General features: G+C 66.0%; 20 protein-coding genes and 1 pseudogene. 7 read left to right on the top strand and 14 right to left on the bottom strand.

Features of this window, described 5'->3' with window-relative positions:
• Window positions 1–14: 14 nt before the first annotated feature.
• The 10 genes and pseudogenes from AC1DYM_RS11330 to AC1DYM_RS11285 all read right to left on the bottom strand — a co-directional run bounded on the left by AC1DYM_RS11330 (window position 15) and on the right by AC1DYM_RS11285 (window position 9,874).
• Window positions 15–515, bottom strand: a complete 501-nt coding sequence (locus AC1DYM_RS11330; protein WP_477338303.1) for a hypothetical protein — start codon at window positions 513–515, stop codon at window positions 15–17.
• A gap of 97 nt (window positions 516–612) precedes the next feature.
• Window positions 613–1,638 carry an amidohydrolase family protein gene (locus AC1DYM_RS11325; protein ID WP_477338301.1) on the bottom strand — a complete coding sequence of 342 codons (1,026 nt, stop codon included), beginning with the start codon at window positions 1,636–1,638 and terminating at the stop codon, window positions 613–615.
• Window positions 1,639–1,716: 78 nt separating this feature from the next.
• Window positions 1,717–3,786: an FUSC family protein gene (locus AC1DYM_RS11320; RefSeq protein ID WP_477338299.1), complete on the bottom strand. Its 2,070-nt coding sequence runs from the start codon at window positions 3,784–3,786 to the stop codon at window positions 1,717–1,719.
• A 4-nt stretch (window positions 3,787–3,790) separates the two neighbouring features.
• Window positions 3,791–4,357 carry an elongation factor P-like protein EfpL gene (efpL, locus tag AC1DYM_RS11315; protein WP_477338297.1) on the bottom strand — a complete coding sequence of 189 codons (567 nt, stop codon included), beginning with the start codon at window positions 4,355–4,357 and terminating at the stop codon, window positions 3,791–3,793.
• A 44-nt stretch (window positions 4,358–4,401) separates the two neighbouring features.
• Entirely contained in the window at window positions 4,402–5,169 is a 768-nt protein-coding gene (locus AC1DYM_RS11310) for an SDR family NAD(P)-dependent oxidoreductase (RefSeq protein ID WP_477338296.1), read from the bottom strand.
• 203 nt (window positions 5,170–5,372) lie between these two features.
• Window positions 5,373–5,942, bottom strand: a complete 570-nt coding sequence (locus AC1DYM_RS11305) for an N-acetyltransferase family protein (protein WP_477338294.1) — start codon at window positions 5,940–5,942, stop codon at window positions 5,373–5,375.
• Window positions 5,939–6,274 carry a GNAT family N-acetyltransferase gene (locus AC1DYM_RS11300; protein WP_477338335.1) on the bottom strand — a complete coding sequence of 112 codons (336 nt, stop codon included), beginning with the start codon at window positions 6,272–6,274 and terminating at the stop codon, window positions 5,939–5,941. Before AC1DYM_RS11300 ends, AC1DYM_RS11305 begins: the two co-directional genes overlap by 4 nt.
• Window positions 6,275–6,424: 150 nt before the next feature.
• Window positions 6,425–6,910: pseudogene (locus AC1DYM_RS11295) on the bottom strand (GNAT family N-acetyltransferase); the annotation flags it as partial.
• Between the two features lie 58 nt (window positions 6,911–6,968).
• Complete coding sequence (locus AC1DYM_RS11290; RefSeq protein ID WP_477338292.1) at window positions 6,969–7,868, bottom strand: hydroxymethylglutaryl-CoA lyase; 900 nt, start codon at window positions 7,866–7,868, stop codon at window positions 6,969–6,971.
• An 11-nt stretch (window positions 7,869–7,879) separates the two neighbouring features.
• Entirely contained in the window at window positions 7,880–9,874 is a 1,995-nt protein-coding gene (locus tag AC1DYM_RS11285) for an acetyl/propionyl/methylcrotonyl-CoA carboxylase subunit alpha (protein ID WP_477338290.1), read from the bottom strand.
• A 190-nt stretch (window positions 9,875–10,064) separates the two neighbouring features.
• Between AC1DYM_RS11285 and AC1DYM_RS11280 the strand changes: the two genes are divergently transcribed.
• On the top strand, window positions 10,065–10,547 hold the full coding sequence (locus tag AC1DYM_RS11280) for an FKBP-type peptidyl-prolyl cis-trans isomerase (protein WP_046967388.1): 483 nt from the start codon (window positions 10,065–10,067) through the stop codon (window positions 10,545–10,547).
• A gap of 111 nt (window positions 10,548–10,658) precedes the next feature.
• Here the strand turns inward: AC1DYM_RS11280 and AC1DYM_RS11275 are convergent, their stop codons facing one another.
• A complete protein-coding gene (locus tag AC1DYM_RS11275; protein ID WP_477338288.1) occupies window positions 10,659–11,726 on the bottom strand; it encodes a phospholipase A in 1,068 nt (355 codons plus the stop codon).
• 147 nt (window positions 11,727–11,873) lie between these two features.
• Window positions 11,874–12,368, bottom strand: a complete 495-nt coding sequence (locus tag AC1DYM_RS11270) for an EF-hand domain-containing protein (protein ID WP_477338286.1) — start codon at window positions 12,366–12,368, stop codon at window positions 11,874–11,876.
• A gap of 96 nt (window positions 12,369–12,464) precedes the next feature.
• Between AC1DYM_RS11270 and AC1DYM_RS11265 the strand changes: the two genes are divergently transcribed.
• Window positions 12,465–13,733, top strand: coding sequence for a winged helix-turn-helix domain-containing protein (locus tag AC1DYM_RS11265; RefSeq protein WP_477338284.1), 1,269 nt, complete (start codon window positions 12,465–12,467; stop codon window positions 13,731–13,733).
• Here the strand turns inward: AC1DYM_RS11265 and AC1DYM_RS11260 are convergent, their stop codons facing one another.
• On the bottom strand, window positions 13,734–14,219 hold the full coding sequence (locus tag AC1DYM_RS11260) for a hypothetical protein (RefSeq protein ID WP_477338283.1): 486 nt from the start codon (window positions 14,217–14,219) through the stop codon (window positions 13,734–13,736).
• A 331-nt stretch (window positions 14,220–14,550) separates the two neighbouring features.
• Between AC1DYM_RS11260 and AC1DYM_RS11255 the strand changes: the two genes are divergently transcribed.
• The 5 genes from AC1DYM_RS11255 to AC1DYM_RS11235 all read left to right on the top strand — a co-directional run bounded on the left by AC1DYM_RS11255 (window position 14,551) and on the right by AC1DYM_RS11235 (window position 17,519).
• On the top strand, window positions 14,551–14,760 hold the full coding sequence (locus AC1DYM_RS11255) for a cold-shock protein (RefSeq protein ID WP_046967385.1): 210 nt from the start codon (window positions 14,551–14,553) through the stop codon (window positions 14,758–14,760).
• A gap of 356 nt (window positions 14,761–15,116) precedes the next feature.
• Window positions 15,117–15,320, top strand: a complete 204-nt coding sequence (cspE, locus tag AC1DYM_RS11250) for a transcription antiterminator/RNA stability regulator CspE (protein WP_046967384.1) — start codon at window positions 15,117–15,119, stop codon at window positions 15,318–15,320.
• 84 nt (window positions 15,321–15,404) lie between these two features.
• A complete protein-coding gene (locus tag AC1DYM_RS11245; RefSeq protein ID WP_477338281.1) occupies window positions 15,405–16,283 on the top strand; it encodes an alpha/beta hydrolase family protein in 879 nt (292 codons plus the stop codon).
• Between the two features lie 48 nt (window positions 16,284–16,331).
• Window positions 16,332–17,201, top strand: a complete 870-nt coding sequence (locus tag AC1DYM_RS11240; RefSeq protein ID WP_477338279.1) for a pirin family protein — start codon at window positions 16,332–16,334, stop codon at window positions 17,199–17,201.
• Between the two features lie 12 nt (window positions 17,202–17,213).
• A complete protein-coding gene (locus AC1DYM_RS11235; RefSeq protein ID WP_477338277.1) occupies window positions 17,214–17,519 on the top strand; it encodes an Mpo1-like protein in 306 nt (101 codons plus the stop codon).
• Window positions 17,520–17,547: 28 nt separating this feature from the next.
• Here AC1DYM_RS11235 and cqsA read toward each other — a convergent pair whose 3' ends face one another.
• Window positions 17,548–18,810 (bottom strand): alpha-hydroxyketone-type quorum-sensing autoinducer synthase, encoded by a 1,263-nt coding sequence (gene cqsA, locus AC1DYM_RS11230; RefSeq protein ID WP_477338275.1) that lies wholly within the window; start codon window positions 18,808–18,810, stop codon window positions 17,548–17,550.
• Between the last annotated feature and the right edge of the window lie 230 nt (window positions 18,811–19,040).

Raw genomic sequence — 19,040 nt, 5'->3', positions numbered from 1 at the left:
GACTACCTTGGGTATCAGGAGGGCATGTGGGCCGCCACCTCGGCGCAACCCTTGTCGAACGAGGCATTCCACTTGGCATCGCCATTGGGGCGGATGCAGCGGAGCTGGATCGCATAGCCGCCACTGTAGAAATAACGCTCGTAGTAGTCGAGCTTTACCGTGCCTTCCTTCGCCGTGTAGACGTTCTCGGTGGGCGAGGTGGCCTTGCCGGCGACGTATTCCTTCAGGCCCGAGGCGTGGCTGCGCATATTGCCCGAGAACTGCTGGAAACCGTTGAGGTTGGGCACCTGTTGCAGCGTGATCGAGACGCGCGCCAGGGTCGCATCCGCCGCGGAGGAGCCCGGTACCTGGAAGACCTGGGTTTCCGTCACGTCGCCCTGTGACTGCATGATCGGCACCCAGTTGTCCGGCACCGGCACGTGGAGGGYGCCTCCCGCCAGGGAGACATCGGTGGCCGCCGCGAAGGGGCTGGCCAGCAGGAGGACGAACGGAAGGGTACGCAGGAGGCGCTTCACGATTGAGGATTCCCCGATAGGCCGCGGCGGCGCGGCGCAACGCGGGCATTCTTGCACAGGGCCCGGCCGCGCATGGCCCACCACAGTGTGCGTTACGTCACGCCACGGCGGACATGGTCTGGAAGCGCGACAGGGGTACGCCCAGCCACTCCAGTGCCGTGCCGTGGAAGAGCCGAGCGCGGGAGGCATCGTCGAGCCCCAGGGCCTCGATGCCGCTGCCCGGCTCCTGCTCGCCCAGGGGGAACGGGTAGTCGGTGCCGAGCATCACGCGGTCGGTGCCGGCCACCTCGAGCAGGTAGCGCAGCGCGGCGTCGTCGTGCACGCAGGAGTCGAAATACAGCCGCGAAAGGTACTCGCGCGGATTGCGCGCGTTGTCGGTCGCCACCAGGTCCGGACGCATCCGGAAGCCATGTTCGATACGACCGATCGAATAGGGGAAACTGCCACCGCCGTGGGCGAGCATGATCTTCAGTGAGGGCAGTCGCTCCAGCACGCCGCCGAAGATCAGTGCGCAGGCAGCCCGTGCCTGCTCGGCGGGCATGCCGACCAGCCACGGCAGCCAGTACTTGGGCATCGATTCGGTGCCCATCATGTCCCACGGGTGGACCAGCACGGCGGCATCGAGATCGGCGGCGGCTTCGAAGAACGGGAACAGCTCGGGCGCATCGAGATTCCACTCGTTGCAATGCGAGCCGATCTGCACGCCCTGAAGGCCGAGTTCGTCGATACAGCGCTCCATTTCACGGATCGCCAGCGAYGGCGACTGCAGCGGCACCGTGCCGATACCCGCATAGTGGCGTGGGTGCGCCTGGCACACGGCGGCCATGTCGTCGTTGAGATGGGTATGCAGTTCCAGGGCCTGATGGCCCTTTGCCCAATACGAGAACATCACCGGCACCGTCGAGACCACCTGCACGCCCACGCCGAAACGCGCGTAGTCGGCGATGCGGTGATCCGCGTCGAAGGCGGACTCCCAGACCTCCCGGAAGAAGCGGCCGTCCTTGTAGATCCGGTGATGGCCGCTGGAGTGGGTCATCACCGGAAAGCGGTCGTCGCCGTAGCGGGCCGCGAGATCGGGCCAGTCACGGGGCAGGATGTGCGCGTGGGTGTCGATCTTCAGCATGGGGCCGAGTGTAGCGCCGGCCGCGGTCGGGGGCCTCTCGCGGTGCAGCACGCCGGAGCGCGCGCCGCACGATCGGGATCACGCCGGAGTGACGGAGCGCCGGGTGACCACGTGCGCCACGGTATCCACGTTGTCCGTGAGCCGGTCGGTCAGGCGCCCGATGGCTTCGGCCAGCTCCCGGTCCTTCGTTCGCGCCAGTGCCTGCACCAGCGTCCGTTGATGCAAGCGCAGATCCGGGGGCACGGTTGCGCCTTCCGCCACCGTCAGCGCCTCGCCTTGCGCACGCAGCGCCGTGGCGGCCTCGCGGATGAATGGGCCGACGTGCGCCCATTCCTCGGGTACCTGGTCGATGTCGATCAGGGCTTCGAGGGTCATCGCCGTACGGGCGAGGCGATTGCCGTTGGCGTACAGGGTTTCGGCCAGCTCCTGCAGCACGGCGGGCGTGCCGGGCTCGGCGCGCAACCGATCGACGGATGCCTGTGCATTGGTTCGCGCGGTTCGCGTGGCATTGCGCACCTGGTGACGCGTCGTCCGATCGGCCGGTTCGACCAGGGTGTCGAGGTAATCGGCATACGCACAAAGCATGTCCGACAACGCGATACGCGCGCGACTGCGCTCCCACGAAGGCCAGAGTACGTAGGCCAGCAGGGCCATGGCACTGCCCAGGGCGGTATTGAGCACGCGATCGGACATCGCATTGAAGGGATCGACGCCGTCGAACGACAGCAGGACGACCACGGTGCCGGTCAGCGCCGCCACCGCGATGCCGTAGTGCGCGCCGGCGAGATAGCGGAAGGCCACGCAGAGCACGCCCATCACCGCGATATGTGCCCAGACGATGTCCGGGGTCAGGCGTAGCACGAACGTCGTGAGCATCAGGCCGAGCACGGTGCCGACGACACGCAACAGGCCAAAGTTGAACGTGGCGGCGAAGTCGGGACGCAGCACGATGGCCGCCGTCATCGGTAGCCAGTAGCCGTGCGGCAGATGAAAGTAACGCGACACCGCGAAGGCCAGGGTAAGCACGACAGCGCAACGCACGGCATGTCGAAACGCCACGGAGTGGGGCGTGATGTTCGCGCGCAGCGTGGCCAGCGGTGATGCGCTGCGCAAGGTGTCCGGAAGCGAGGTTTCCGCGCGCTGGGCGCGTTCTTCACCGCGACTGCCGGCCCAGTTCGTGTTGCGGACCACGGCGGCGAGCTGGCCGGACAAGGCCTGGATATGGGCTCCGAGGCCCGTGCCGGTCGAGCCGGCGAGCAGCGCCCGCTCGCTTGCCTGGAGCGTTGCCAGGGCGCGTTCGGCGCGCTGCGGTGGCTCGGCTGCGTCCAGCGCGTCGGCGGTCGCGGTGAGCACGCGGGCCGCATCGTTGCGGAACATCTCGCCCATGGATTCGCGCTTCAGTTCGAGCTCGGCCATGGCGACAAGCTCGAGGCGTATGCGCTCGGCCAGTTCCAGCAGGACGCGGAAGGCTTCCATCGCACGTCCGTGCGCATGATGACGGCCGAGCAGGGTGACTTGCAGCGCGTTCATCGCATCGGTGATACCAGGGGCTTCGCCATCCTTGTGCGGCTTTTGGGCGAGGTCCGCGAGGCCGCGATAGACCAGGGCGAGCGCGGCTCGCTCCGGCCGGTAGCGCTGCAGTGGCCATGCCGCGATGGAAAACGCGGCCAGGAGCATGCCGCCGGCAAAGATGAGTCCACCGCCGGCGAGTGCGCCGTCGATGCTCTTGGGCGTGGCCGCCGTGATCACCAGGAGCAGCATGCTGGTCATGCCCACGCGTGCGATATCCGCGCCGAACACGACGAGCAAACCGCCGAAGAAGCCGCACGCGATGCAGGCGATGCACATCGCCAGCACCTGGTCGCCCAGCAGGAAGCCGATCAGCGAAGCGAGACCCGCGGCGAGTGCGGCGAGGAAGAGGCGGTTCAGGCGTTGCTGGTACGGGCCGGGCTGGTCGGAGAACATGGTATCCAGCGCGCCGGCCGCGATGCCGATGCCGACTTCCGCGTGTCCGAACGCGATGCCGGCAGTCAGCGGCAGGACGACCGCTGCGGTATTGCGCAAGGCAACCCGCATCGGTACGTCCGGCCGTTTCGTCCGGATCAACGTGTCGACGACGCTGGCGCGGAACGAGTAAGTCTGGCTCATCCGATCACGAGGCGCGCCCGGCGAATTCGCCAGTGAGCGTATTCACCGTGACTTTCTCGCCATTGGTGATGTATTCCGGCACCTGCACTTCGATGCCGGTCTGCAGCTTTGCCGGCTTGTTGCGCTTGGTGGCGCTGGAGCCCTTCAGTTCCGGCGCGGTGTCGACCACGGTGAGGACAACCGAGGTCGGCACCTGCAGGCCGACCGGCGCTTCGTCGATCACCTGCACGTAGTAGCCCTCGAGTTCCTCGACGACATAGCCGGCGTTCTCGCCGACCACATCGGGTCCGAGCGTGTACTGCGTGTAATCCTCATCGTCCATGAAGACGAAATTGTCGCCGTCCATGTACGAGAACTTCGCCTGGCGGCGCTCGAGGCTGACTTCCTTGAGCTCGTCTTCGGCGCGCAGGCTGAGGTCGAACTTGCGCTGGCCGGGGATCGAATACAGCGTGAACCGGAAGGTCACGTTGCCGCCGCGCGCCGAGGGCGAGCTGCGTTCGATATCGCGGACCTGGTACACGGTGCCGTCGTGCTCGACGACATTACCTTTCTTCACATCAGATGCTTTCATGGCGTTCGACTTCGATGTCTTGGGAGTGGGGTACGTGGCGTGGGTTATTTCGGGGCGAGGCGAACGGCGCCGTCGAGGCGGATCGTTTCGCCGTTGAGATAGCGGCTGTTGATGATGAAGGCCACGGTGTCGGCGAACTCTTCCGGGCGGCCAAGACGCGACGGGAAGGGAATCGACGCGGACAGCGACTCCTGCACCGCCGGTGGCATGCCGTCGACCATGGGCGTCCAGAAGATGCCCGGTGCGATGGTGTTCACGCGGATGCCGAAACGGGCCAGCTCGCGTGCCATCGGCAGGGTCATGCCGACCACGCCGCCTTTCGACGCCGAGTAGGCGGCCTGGCCGATCTGGCCTTCGTAGGCGGCGACCGAGGCCGTGTTGATGATGACGCCGCGCTCGCCGTCTTCGCCGGCGGCATTGGCCTGGATCCATTGCGCAGCGGCCTTGGCCACGTTGAAGCTGCCGACGAGGTTCACCATGACGGTGCCCGAGAAGGTCGACAGCGGCATCGGGCCTTCCTTGCCGAGCACGCGGCCCGCGCCGAGAATGCCGGCGCAGTTGACCACGACGTTGAGTCCACCCATGGCGGCCTGGGCGGCGGCGACGTTGGCGGTCACACCCTCTTCGGACGTGACATCGGTGCGCTGGAAGCTCGCGTTCTTGCCGAGCGCGGCGGCAGCGGCATGACCCTTCTCCTCGTTGACGTCGAAGAGGGCGACCTTCGCGCCGGCGGCGACGAGGCGTTGCGCGACGGCGTGGCCGAGACCGGATGCGCCGCCGGTGATGACGGCCCTGACCTGTTCGAGCTGCATGACTACTCCGCTGGTACGACTGACAAAGAAGCCAATCTTAGCCGAGGGCCGACCCGCACGGCTTGCGGCGCCGCCGCAGCCGTTGCCGGTATCCCTGTGGGAGCCGATTCATCGGCGAAAAACCAACGGAGCGGATTAGCTGCAACCCCATCGCCGGCAAAGCCGGCTCCCACATGGAGCAGCCTGGTCGCCGCCGTAGGCCATCAGGCTTTCGCGAGAAGGGCGGCCAATTCGGCGGAATCCGCGAGCCCGGCAAACGGCACGACTGGCTTCGGCGGCGTTTCCGGTTCCGACAGGAACAGGCCCCACACCCCTACGTCCCACCACTGGCCCAGTTTGTACCCGGCCTTCGGCCAGATACCCGCCGGAGTGAAGCCCATGGCCCCGTGCATCGCCACGCTGCTTTCGCCGGGCAAGGTAATCACGCCGACGGCCTGATTGATGCCCTGCAGCCGCATGGCATCGAGCAAGGCGCCGTAGAGGCGACGCGCAATGCCGCGGCGCCGCGCGTTCTCATGCACGTAGATCGATGTCTCGGCAATCCAGTCGTAGGCGGCGCGTTCGCGGAAGCGGCCCGCATATGCGTACGCGAGCAGTTCGCCATGGTCGTCCCAGACCAGCCACGGATGGGTGGCAAGGCGCGCGCGGATGCGTCCGCGCATGGCATTCTCGCCCGGCAGATCGGTTTCGAAAGTGATTGCGCTGGAGGCGACGATAGGCGCGTAGATGGCGTGGCAGGCGGCGGCGTCGGCCTCGGTGGCGATGCGGATCAAAGCGGCTTTTCCATGAAGATGCTGGCGGGATGCGCGCGATGATCGCCGAAGGGTGGGCAGCGGCGATAGCCGGAGCGTTCATAGAGCTCGATCGATTCGGTCTGTGCCGTGCCGGTTTCCAGCTTCACCCGCGTACCGCCGTTTGCACGCACCTGGGCCTCGAGCGCCTCGAGCATCTCCTTGCCCAGCCCCATGCCACGGCAGGCCGGCACGACGTACATGTATTTCAGTTCCACGTAGTCGCCATGGTCGACGCCGGCGCCGCAGGCGAGCGGCGTGCCATCGACGCGCGCGGTCATGAAGGTCACGTGCGGCTGGCGAAGGCTCTCCACGCCCACATGCGGCGGTAACGGCTGGTGGTAGAGGTCGGAAAGATAGCCATGCAACTGCTCGATCAACGGCAGCACGTCGTCGCGACCCGGATCGTCGATCGCGAACACCAGGCTGGGCGGTTCCGGGGCGACGATCAGGTCGCCATCGTTGAGGTGGCGCAGGAAGAAGCGATCGCAGCTGAAATGGCCGGTGCCACCTATCGGCGCGTCGATACGTGCGAAGCCGTGGCGCAGATAAAGCACCTGGGCCGCGTCCATGCCCGTGAGTGTTTCCAGGTAAATGCGCTGGAAGCCGGCACGGCGCGCGGCATCGAGGCATCGACGCATCAACCGGGAGGCCGCACCGATGCCACGTGCCTTGGGCAGGAAATACATCTTGCGCAGTTCGCAGGTGTCGTCGTCGCCGCCTTCCAGTGGCGCGATACCCGCGCCGCCAATCGCGTGGCCGTCTTTCTCGACAACGAAATAGGCATGGCGGGGGCGGGCATAGGCGGTGGACAGGCCATCGACTTCGGGATCGTGGATCGCGAAGCCGGGGCCGTCGGCGCCGAATTCAGGCATGACATGGCGGATCACGGCGGCCATGTCGGCGTCGTCCCGCGGCTCGATGGGGCGGATCATGTAATCGGTTCGCATAAGCCGATGCTGCCACGGATCGGCTTCGTTGCGGAATGGCGGCCCGCAGGCCGCCCTCTTACGCCGCGGTTCGCGCCCGGGTGACGCGGCTCGCCGTTTCCTTGCCGAGCTGACCGGCGAGCCACGCACCGGTCTCGATCAGGCGGTCCAGGTCGACGCCGGTGGTCATGCCCATGCCATGCAGCATGTACACCACGTCCTCGCTCGCCACATTGCCGGTAGCGCCCTTCGCATAGGGGCAGCCGCCGGTGCCGGAGACGGCGCTGTCGACCACGCGGACGCCTTCCTCCAGGCAGGACAGGATGTTCGCCAGAGCCTGTCCATACGTGTCATGGAAATGTACCGCGAGGGCGCTCATCGGCACCTCGCTGGCCACGGCGCGCAGCATGTCGCGGGCTTTCGCCGGGGTACCCACGCCGATCGTGTCGCCGAGGGATATCTCGTGGCAGCCCAGCTCATGCAGGCGTCGCGCCACGCGCACCACATCGGCGACGGGCACCTCGCCCTGGTAGGGGCAGCCCAGCACGGTCGATACATATCCACGCACGGCGACACCATCGGCACGCGCGCGCTCCATCACGGGCACGAAGCGTTCGATGGACTCGTCGATGGAGGCATTGATGTTGGTGCGATTGAACGCCTCGGAGGCGGCGGTGAACACGGCTACTTCCGTCGCCCCCACGTCGCGTGCTCGCTCGTAGCCCTGCAGGTTGGGTACGAGTACCGGGTAAACCACACCGGGCGCCTTACGAATACCGCGGAAGACCTCGGCGGCATCGGCGAGCTGGGGCACCCACTTCGGGCTGACAAAGCTCGTTGCCTCGATGGTGGCGAGGCCGGTCGCGGAGAGGCGGTCGATCAGCTCGATCTTGACCGCGGCTGCGAGCATCGCCTTCTCGTTCTGCAGGCCGTCACGCGGACCGACTTCGACGATGCGTACGTGATTCGATGCGTTCATGGATGTCTCGTTCAAACGGGATCGGCAAAGCGGACAAGGATCGCGTCGGCGTCGACGAAATCGCCTTGCGCGGCGGATACCGACTCGATGGTGCCGGCGCGCGGCGCCTTCAAGGCGAGTTCCATCTTCATCGCTTCCATCACCAGCAGCTCCTGCCCTTCCTCGACCACGTCGCCCGCGGCAGCGCGGACCAGCACGATGCGACCCGGCATCGGCGCGGCCAGGTGGCGTGCGGTCGTCCCCTGCGCACCGGCCCAGGCGAAGGCGGGCGCGCGTTCGACGTTCCAGCGCCGGCCGGCGTCGTCATGTACGCGGATACGCATGCCGAGCATACCCAGCGGCAGGCGCCGGGCCTGACCGTCGAAGCGTGCCGACAGCACATCGCCAGCGAGACGTGCGCCGGCAACCGTGCAGGTCGCGTCGCCGCTGCGCAAGGTGTAGTCGCCGCCATGCCCGTGGGCATCGATCTCGTGGCGGATATCGCCTTCCATCAGGGCGACGACGCGTTTGCYCGCATGGCCGATGCGCCACGCATCGGCGCTGGCCCAGGGGGAATGCGGATCGGCGGCGGCGCCTTGCTGCGCCCGTTCATCGGTGAGTAACACGGCAGTCGCCGCAGCGAACAACTCGGTGTTGCCCGCGACGCTGTCGCCGGTCAGGAATTCCTCAAGGTGGCGGTCGAGATAGCCGGTGTCGATGCGCCCTTCGACGACCGCAGGATGACGAGCCAGCCGCTCGAGGAAACCGACATTGGATTTCGGCCCGACGATGTCGATCACCGACAGCGCTTCGCGCAGTCGTTCCAGCGCCTGCTCGCGATTGCGATCGTGAACGATGAGCTTGGCGATCATCGGGTCGTAGAAGATCGTCACCGTGTCGCCAGCGATCACGCCGCCGTCGAGGCGGACGTGACGCGAGGGCGTCGGAAGGTTCAACGCCAGGAGACGACCGGAGCCGGGCAGGAAGTTCGCTTCCGGGTCCTCGGCATACAGGCGCACCTCGATCGCGTGCCCGTGCGCGTGGACATCCTGCTGGGCGAGCGGAAGCGGTTCGCCGGCGGCCACACGCAACTGCCATTCCACCAGGTCCAGGCCGAGCGTTTCCTCGGTGACGGGGTGCTCGACCTGGAGGCGCGTATTCATCTCCATGAAGAAGAATTCGCCGTCCTGGGCCACGATGAACTCGACGGTGCCCGCGCCCACGTAATCGACGGCGCGGGCGGCAGCCACTGCGGCGGCGCCCATGCGCTCGCGACGCGCATCGTCCAGGAAGGGCGACGGGGTTTCCTCGAGCACCTTCTGGTAGCGCCGCTGCGCCGAGCACTCGCGTTCGTTGAGATGGATGAGGTTGCCATGCGTATCGCCGAAGACCTGGAACTCGATGTGCCGCGGATGCTCCACATAGCGCTCGAGGATGACGCGGGTATCGCCGAAGGCATTGGCGGCCTCGCGCTGGGCCGAGGCCAGGGCTTCCCCGAAGCTCGCGGCGTCGCGGCAAATGCGCATGCCCTTGCCACCGCCGCCCGAGGCCGCCTTGATCATCAGCGGGAAGCCGGTTTGGGCTGCCTCGATGGCCAGTCGCGCCGGATCCTGGTCTTCGCCGTGATAGCCGGGCACCAGCGGCACCGCGTGGGTCGCCATCAGCGCCTTGGCGGCGGCCTTGGAGCCCATGGCGTCGATGCTTTCCGGGCGGGGTCCGATGAAGGCGATGCCGGCCGCGGCGCAGGCGCGCGCGAAATCGGTGTTTTCCGACAGGAAGCCATAGCCGGGGTGGATCGCCTGGGCACCCGTTTTCAGGGCGACCTCGATGATCGCGTCGCCGCGCAGGTAGGACTCGGCCGGTCGAGGCCCGCCGATGGGCCAGGCCTCGTCGGCGAGCCGCACGTGCTGAGCGTCCGCGTCGGCCGTGGAGTACACGGCAACGGTACGGATGCCCAGGCGGCGGCAGGTCCGGATCACGCGGCAGGCGATCTCACCACGGTTGGCGATCAGAATGCAGTCGAACATGCGGCTCCCAAGGGGGCGTCGTAGGGGAAAGGGAAGGGCGGGCACGCTAGCAGATTACGCGCCCGCGGCGGGTTGCGCCGCAGCATCACGAGGGCTGCGCGATTTGCAGTCAGGCGGCGGGTCGCCTAGCCTTGAGGGCCCCCAAGGTCGCCCACACGTCCTTTCACTACTCTTCATAGCGAGAATTTTCATGCAGATTGCCAACCGCCATGCCGTTTCTTTCCACTACACGCTGACCGACGACCAGGGCAACGTCATCGACAGCTCGGACGGCCGCGAGCCGCTCGCCTATATCCACGGCGAAGGCCACATCGTGCCGGGTCTGGAAAAGGCGCTGGAAGGTCGGTCGGTCGGTGACCAGTTCAAGGTCGACGTCTCGCCCGAGGAAGGCTATGGCGTGCGCCACGACGAGCTGGTCCAGACGGTTCCGCGTGCGGCTTTCCAGGGTGTGGAAGATCTGCAGCCGGGCATGCAGTTCCAGGGTCGTAACGACCAGGGCAGCATCAACGTCACCGTGTCCAAGATCGAAGGCGACAACGTCACAGTCGACGGCAACCACCCCTTGGCCGGCCAGACGCTGCACTTCGCCGTCGAGATCACCGGTGTGCGCGATGCGAGCGAAGAAGAGCTCGCCCACGGCCACATCCACGGTGAGGGTGGTCACCACCACTAAGCCGGTCCAACGGCTCCCGCTGTGGTAGGAGCCGATTCATCGGCGATTGGGCCTCGGGGCTAAACCGCTCCGTTGGCTTTTCGCCGATGAATCGGCTCCTACATGTATTTATTAGTACCAGTCGAGCAACGAAACGCCGACGCCCAGGTAGGTGGCGCGGTGGTTGTAGTCGATGAGGCTCTCGCCGTAACCGTTGAACACCTCGAGATAGCCACGCAGGTTGTGCACGACCGGGAAGCTCCACGTGCCGCGCAGCGAGCCGTGCGAGCGATCGCCGGTGCGGAACGAATGGCGGGCAGTCAACGCGAACTCATTGGCGCCCATCTCGTGAACGACCTGGATTTCGCCGCGCCCCATGTAGTCCTGGATGTCGGGGTTATCGTCTTCCTTGCCGCCCTCCGGGATGCGCCACCACGGTCGCAGATTCACGACCCAGTTTTCCCTCTCGAAACCGAAATCGGCAACGACGCGGTTCCAGCTGCGTGACAGGGGGTCGGCGCGTCCGTTGGACTGGTGATTCACGCCGATGTCGGCGAGACGACCGTTCCAACCGAAGATGTTGTAGTTGGTGTTGAACACCAGCAGGGCTTCCGGCTCGTAGTTGGTCTCACGGAACGGACGCGAATTTTCCTTGTTGTAGACCTGCCAGCGCGACGACTGGGTATAACCCACCCACAGGTCGCCGTTATCGCCGAAGACATTTTCCCAGACCTTGGTTTTCAGACTGATCTGGAACTTCGCTTCGACGTTCTGCAGCTCCTGCGGCTCCGTCACCGTGTGGTCCGGCGCGGGGCTGGAAGGGGTCTTGTTCTGCTTGGTCGTACCGAAGAACGGCAGCGCATACGTCGGCTTGTAGCCACGCAGGTTGAACGTGCCCAGCTTGCTCTCGGGCGAGAGTTCCCAACGACTGTCGAGCAGCGACACCGGGCGGGCCACGTCGTTGGAGTTGCGAGTGGCAAGGTCGACGCTCACCGACTCGCCCTTTTCATCCTTCTTCTTGGCCGCCTGCGGGAGCCTGTCGCGTCCAGTCGCCTTGTCGTAGCACAGCAGTCGCTGGGCATCGGTCTCGATGGCCGAGCAGGCGCGGATGTCGATGGGGCTCGGGTTCTGCGCGAGGGCGAGCCCCGCGTGGAGGCACGCGTAGGCGCCAAGAGCGCCTGCGGCATGGAAACGGTTCATGTGGTGTCACTCCCTGCATGCCCAATGCGGCATGGCGAGCCGGGAGTGTAGCCGCCACGAATGTGTGAATAACGTGCATTGTTGCCGTTAATCGCAAGAAACGACGCAGGGCCACGGCTGGGCCCTGCGTCGTTATGTCTTACCCGGTCACTGGCCGCTGGCGCCCGAGTGCTGGACCCAGCGCTGGTACTCGGCCTTGCTGATCTTCCCGTCGCGGTTGGCATCCGCATACTGGAAGTCGTTCGCCAGCAGCGGGAACGCTGAGGCCTGCGTGGCGGTGATGGAGCCCTTGCCACCCGACAGCGTCGCGAAGTCGGGCGCGGGACCGGACGGTTTGGCCGGGGCGGGAGCGCTGTTGACGGTGACCGGGCCCTGCGTCGTCGGCATGGTCGTTCCGGTCGCGCCGGCGTCGGGGTTCGGCGGCGGGGGTGCCGGCGGCAGCGGCGGTGGAGGCGGCGGTGGMGCGTCCGACGCCGGCGGCGGCATGCTGCTGGGCGGCATGTCGGCGGGCGGCGGTGGTGGTGTGGCCTCACCCGGCGGCGGTGGCGGGACCCTCGCGGGCGGTGGAACATCCTGGGCGAACGCCACGCCTGCCAGCAGCAGCGATGCGCCGAGTGCAACGGCGCGAACTTGCTTATTCATCGAAAGCCTCCTTTCGTCAGCGGTGGTGGGACGACACATTGCCGACGCTAGCAAGGGACGATTTAATGGCGACCCAACTGCGAACAGGCCTATACCGTGGCATCACGCGTATCCGACGGCTCCTCCACGGACGACGTGCTCCGTCTGTCGCGACGATCGGCGCAGTTGCTTCACCTCGCCGCCCAGGGGCTCCTGCGCCGGCGTACGCGAAAAGCCCGGCCGGCGGATATCGCCTCGACCGTTGCAGCGATGGGCCTGCTCCAGATCGACACCATCAACGTTGTCGCGCGCAGCCCCTACATGGTGCTGTTTTCACGCCTCGGCGCGTACCGCATCGAATGGCTGGACGAATCGCTGGCCAAGGGTGAGATTGCCGAATGCTGGGCGCACGAGGCGTCCTTCGTGCCGTCGTCCGAATACCGGTTTCACCGTGATTACCGGTCGGGTCGCGGTGGCCACTGGGCACAGAAAATGGCGGAGCGGACACGGGCCGACGCCGGCGCTGACATGGACCTCCTGCTCGAACGGATCCGGCGCGAAGGCCCCTTGCGCGCCGCCGATTTCGAGCGCGACACGCCCGCGGTCAAGGGGTGGTGGGGCTGGAAGCCGGAAAAGCGCTGGCTGGAAGCCTGGTTCGCCCTCGGCGCCCTGATGGTGGATCGCCGCGAGCGCTTCCAGCGTGTCTACGACCTCGCCGAGCGGGTAACGGCACGCTGGGCCGAGCCGCCGGCCGTGGGAACGCTGGAGGAGGCGGACGTGCGTCGCCACTTCATCCTGCAGAGTGTTCATGCCCTGGGCATTGCGAGGGCACGCTGGATCGCCGACTACTTCCGACTACGCCCGCGGGTGACCGAGGCGGAACTGGCGCCCCTGGTCGCCGAGGGCCTGCTGCTCGAGGTCGGGGTCGACGGCTGGGATGACCTTGCCTACGTGCACCGCGACAACGCATCGCTGTTGAGCGAGGCCGCGGGCCATCGGCTGCGAGCCACGCGAACCACCCTGCTGTCGCCGTTCGATCCGGTCGTGTGGGACCGTGCCCGCGCGATGGATCTCTTCGACTTCGAATACACGCTGGAGTGCTATACCCCGGCCGCGAAGCGGACCTATGGGTATTACGTGCTGCCCATCCTGCATCGCGGGCGTCTGGTGGGCCGCCTGGATGGGAAGGCGCATCGGCAGGAAGGCCTGTTCGAGGTGATCGGTGTCTGGCTGGAGGCCGGGGTATCCGCCTCGCCCGGACTGGTCGCCGGGATCGCCTCGGCCCTCGGTGAATGCGCGGCCTGGCATGGCACGCCGCGCATCTCGGTCGGGCTCAGCCAGCCGCAAGGGCTGGCCAGGCTCATTCGTACCGCGCTGGAGGGGTGATCAGCGCGTGGACGCGGGCGCCGGAGTATCGGCGCAGGACTTGCCGTGCAGGGCGTCCTTCAGTTGCGACGCCAGCGATGCGCAGCGGTTCTGCAACTGATCGCGCATGTCCGGGTCCTGGGACTGGCGAAGCAGGGTGGTACGCATCATTTCGTAGCGCGGCTCGATCTGGTCGCGGGCGAACACGCCGGCCGCCAGGTGGCAGCTCTTATAGCTGGCCAGATACTCGTCGCAGGCAGCAACGCCCGTGCTGGTCGGCAGCGGACCGGACGCGGCCGCCGGGGTCGCGCCGGACTTGGTGGTCTTGCCGGCCGGGACGTTGGTCACCGTGGTCGTCGCTGAACGCGACTTGGTCGTGCCGGTCGAGCTGGTCGGCGTCGCCGTCACCGTCTGTGTGGTCGTGGGTTTCGGTTTGTGGTCGGAGCAGGCGGCCAAGGCAAGGGCACACAAGGCCAACGGCAGGAAGCGGGTGAGGTGTTGGGTCATGGTCGGTCCCCCTAGGGCGTGGCGTGGAAGGATGGTAGGTGAAAAGTCGCAATGCGGGTGCGACGGGGCGCAAGCATGGTCCGCCAGGGGGTGAACGTGGCGTCAGGGCGGCCCCGGGAGGCGCCTGGTGGGGGTGCCGTCGCTATTTATCGAAGGGACGAGTATAGTTCGCCGACTGTGTTTGCCGGGGTCATAGAGTTACGTTGACCCGATGCAGCTGATCACGTATCCGCAACATCGCTTCGCTCCTCGCGTTTCCTTGCACACCAGTTCCAGCGACGATCAACCGATCGTCGGTTTTATTCGCTACACAATGTATTGGAGTGTTTCTATGTCGGATCGTGAAATCGGCACCGTCAAGTGGTTCAACGACGCCAAGGGCTTCGGCTTTATCTCCCGTGAGAACGGCCCGGACGTGTTCGTTCACTTCCGCGCTATCCAGGGCAACGGCTTCAAGTCCCTCGCCGAAGGCGAGAAGGTCTCCTTCAAGGTCGTCAACGGCCAGAAGGGTCTGCAGGCTGAGGAAGTCAACAAGGCGTAAGCCTGCTGACGCACTCGCTGCATGAAAAGCCGGGCGGAGACGTCCGGCTTTTTTCATGCCTGAGATTTATCTCAAGGTCGGTGCCCAAGCCCGGTAAAGCCCGATTTATTCCTAAGAATTTCGCGTTTTTCACAAAAAAAGTCGTGATAGACGTCAATAAATCGTCCTATGTAGGCATTCCCCTACATAACTCGCGCCAAATGTGGTTATCATCCACCTTACTGTGTCTGCGCGGTCACGCGAGTGGCCCGATGTAAGCGCGAAGTTTACGCTCCATCGCCTCACCCGGTCCTGCATTCCCAGTAAGTCGCCGGCTCGCGAGCCGGGTTTTCGAGTGTTGGATAGAGGTGTGTGTGATGGCAACTGGTACTGTTAAGTGGTTCAACGATGCGAAGGGCTTTGGCTTCATCACTCAGGATGAAGGCGGTCCGGACGTGTTCGTCCATTTCCGTTCGATCCAGGGCAACGGCTTCAAGTCGCTGCAGGAAGGTCAGAAGGTTGAGTACACCGTGACCCAGGGCCAGAAGGGCCCGCAGGCGGACAACGTCAATCCGAAGTAACTCTGTTCGGGTTGGCTAGCGCCTCCCGTTCTTGCAAGACTTCTGCTCTCTCGGCGCAGCCGCGCCGAGAGAGCGTTTGGCTGCATGACCGATCGCGCTGAACCCACGATTTTCCCGGAATCCGCCCCACGCGAGGCGATTTCGCTGCATATGGCCGACGGCGCCTCCGCCGATCTGGTCCTTTACCGTCCCGATGGGGACGAGATGGCCGCCTTGCTCTGGGTCCCCGCACTCGGTGTGGCTGCCCGTCATTATGAACCCTTCGCTCTCGCGCTTACTGCGCGCGGCATTGCCGTGGCCGTGCATGAATGGCGGGGTATCGGGTCCAGTGATCGCCGGGCCGGCCGCCATGCCGACTGGGGCTACCGCGAGCTCCTCACGGACGACCTGCCCACCAGTCTTGCCGCCCTGCGCGATGCCGTCCCGTCGGTACCACTCTTTGTGGGCGGACACAGCCTGGGCGGCCAGCTCGCCAGCCTGCTTGCCGCGACCAGCCCCATGCCGCTGGCGGGCCTGGCTCTCGTCGGGAGCGGCTCGCCGTACTGGCGGTGTTTCAAGCCGTGGGTGGGTCTGGCCCTCGTCGCTGCGCCCGCGCTCGCCAACCTCGTGGGATGGCTGCCCGGCCGCCGGGTGGGTTTCGGCGGCAACGAGGCTCGGGGTGTGATTGGTGACTGGTCACGCACGGGGCGCACCGGGCGGTACGCCGGGCGAGGCATCGACGCCGATCTCGAAGCCGCCTTGCGCGGGCAGCGCGCGCCGGTCTTCGCCCAGCGCCTGCGTGACGACTGGTTCGGTCCCGAGACATCGCTGGCCTTCCTTCTCGGCAAGATGCCCGAGGCACCGCAACGCACCGACGTCATCGGTCCCGATGATCTCGCCGGCGCACCGGCCGACCACTTCGCGTGGATGAAGGTGCCGCAGGAGATCGCACGTCGCCTTGCCGAGTGGATGCAGGCTGTCTAGGACACGCATCGGCTACGCTTGAACCCTACGACACGCGGAGAAGTAGCCATGACCACGGTCCCCATCGACGGCAAGCAGCGCGATCTCGGTGGCGGCTTCGTCGTACGCCGGATGCTGCCGCACCTGAAGGCTCGCCATGTCGGGCCATTCGTCTTTTTCGACCAGATGGGGCCGGCCACCTTTGGTGAAGACACCGGCATGGACGTACGGCCGCATCCGCATATCGGGCTGGCGACGGTCACCTGGCTGTTCGCCGGTGCGATCCGTCACCGTGACAGCCTCGGTAGCGCCGTCGATATTCATCCGGGTGACGTGAACTGGATGACGGCGGGGCGGGGCATCGTGCATTCCGAACGTACGCCACCGGATGAACGTCACCACGGGCAGGACCTGCATGGCATCCAGGTCTGGGTCGCCTTGCCCAGGACGCACGAAGACATCGACCCCGAATTTCACCACCACAGTGCCGCCACCCTACCTGCGGTGAGTCGCGATGGCGCCAGGCTCATCGTCATCGCAGGCGACGCCTTCGGTGTGACGTCGCCGGTGCGTGTCTATGCGCCGATGTTCTTCGTCGAGGCGCGCCTCGAAGCCGGGGCGACGCTGACTATGCCGGAGCAGCATGCGGAATGGGGCGCGTATGTGGTCGAGGGCGCCGCGCGTTTCGGCGACCTCGATCTGGGCGCCCTCGACATGGGGGTGGCCTATGGCGGCGAGCCTCCCGTACTCACGGCTCGCGAGCCATCGCTGGTCATGCTGTTCGGTGGCGCGCCACTCGATGGCGAGCGCCATCTGTGGTGGAATTTCGTCGCGAGTTCGCAGGAACGGATCGAGGCGGCCAAGGTAGCCTGGTCGGAAGGTCGTTTTCCGGTCGTTCCCGGCGATGCTTACGAGCGGATTCCCCTGCCCACCTATTGAATGGAGCCCGTGATGGCACGCTTTGCCAGCTTTCGCGACTTCTATCCCTATTACCTGGGCGAGCATGCCGACGTGCGTTGCCGGCGCCTGCATTTCGTGGGCAGCTGGGTGGTGCTCGCGGCATTGACGATGCTCGTCGCCACCGGCCAGCTGCGCTGGTTGTGGCTGGCGCTGGTCGGCGGCTACGGCTTCGCATGGGTGGGGCACTTCGTTTTCGAGAAGAATCGCCCGGCCACCTTCAAGCATCCGCTTTATAGCCTGATGGGTGACTGGGCGATGTTCTGGGACATCCTGCGTGGACGCGTTTCGTTGCGCTGAGGGCGCACGCACGCGTCCACGGCCGGACTCAGGCCACTTCCGCCGACGGCGATCGGGCAGCCTCCCGTGTCGACCGGCGTGTCGCACTCCACGACGGCAGATCCATGGCGTCACGTGCCACGCGGCACACCTCGATCAGGCGCTCCACGTCGTCGTCGCTCATCCCAGCGTTGAGGGTCAGGCGAAGTAGCGAACGGTTGACCGTCGTCGCGGGCGCGCTGAAGACCGAGCCGAACACGCCATGACGTTCCATGACGTCGCGCACATGCCCGGTAAGGATCTCCACGCCGGCTTCGAACGCCACGATCTGCTCCGTGCCATCGGCGATGGGGTAGTCCAGTTCGGTCAACTCTGTGCGCACGCGACGCGTGACCTGGCGGAGTCGCTGGCGTCGCCAGCCCTCGGACTGAATCACCCGATGCGAGGCCGACAGACCGGCCAGCTCATGCGGAAGCAGCGATGAGCTGAAAATGGCCGGCAGCGCCTCGCAGCCGAAATAGTCCTTGAAGGCGGTCGTGCAGGCGATGAAGCCGGCGCGGGAGCAATAGGCCTTGGCCAGGCTCGCGGTGACGAAGTGGACGCGGTGATTGAGCCCGAGGCTGGCCACCAGGCCTTCACCCCGCACCCCATGCGTACCGAGCGAATGCGACTCGTCGACCACCAGCACGCAACCGTGGTCATGGGCGACCTGGGCTATCTCGACAAGGGGAGCCATGCTGCCGTTGGTGCTGTACACGGCATCGACGACGATGACGCCAGGGCCGTTTCGCATCACCTGGCGTTCGAGGTGAGTCATGTCGTTGTGCAGGACAGACACGGCTCGGGCACCCGCGCTGCGGATGCCTTCCCACAGCGACGCGTGGGCGAGCATGTCGACGTAGACGGGCACGCGCTCGCCCGCGATCGACTGGATGAGTCCCACGTTGGCGGCAAATCCCGACTGCGCGAGGATGCCATCCTCACTGCCGACGGCGCGTGCGAGCTCCGCCTCGACGCGATGCAGCGGATCGTCGGCGTGTTGCTGGAACAGTGCGGACATCATCATGCCCAGGCCGCCGCTCGCCAGCGCCTCGCGTTGTGCTTCCACGATGGCCGGATGCCCGGCAATGGCCAGATAGTCGTTGCTCTGCAGCATCAGGTCGGCACTCGTTGACTGCCGGCCGCGCAAAATGTGACGGCCGCCCCAGTCGATGGCAACCCGTTCGTTGTGAAATTTGTCGACCCTGCGTTGAACGAATTCCGGAAGCGTCGGTGCCTGGGCGATGCGGTGCAAGACGGAAACGTTTTCCATGACGATCTCTCTCTCTGGCAAAGGGGGATGGGCGATATCCACGGCGCCGTTGAAAACAGCGCACGCACGTCCACCTCGCCCAGGCAGACGCATGAAGATGAGAGAGGCGTCCTACGGGGTCCACGAACGGACTCCGGCCTCGTGCCATTACCAAGAGAGACGTCGTGACGCCCGCGCGTCGGAACGACCACGCGACCACGCACGACAAAGGACGCCCGACGCACCGGATG

The sequence above is a fragment of the Luteibacter sp. P1_D3 genome (assembly GCF_056406135.1).
This window is presented reverse-complemented; position numbering and strand designations above follow the sequence as displayed.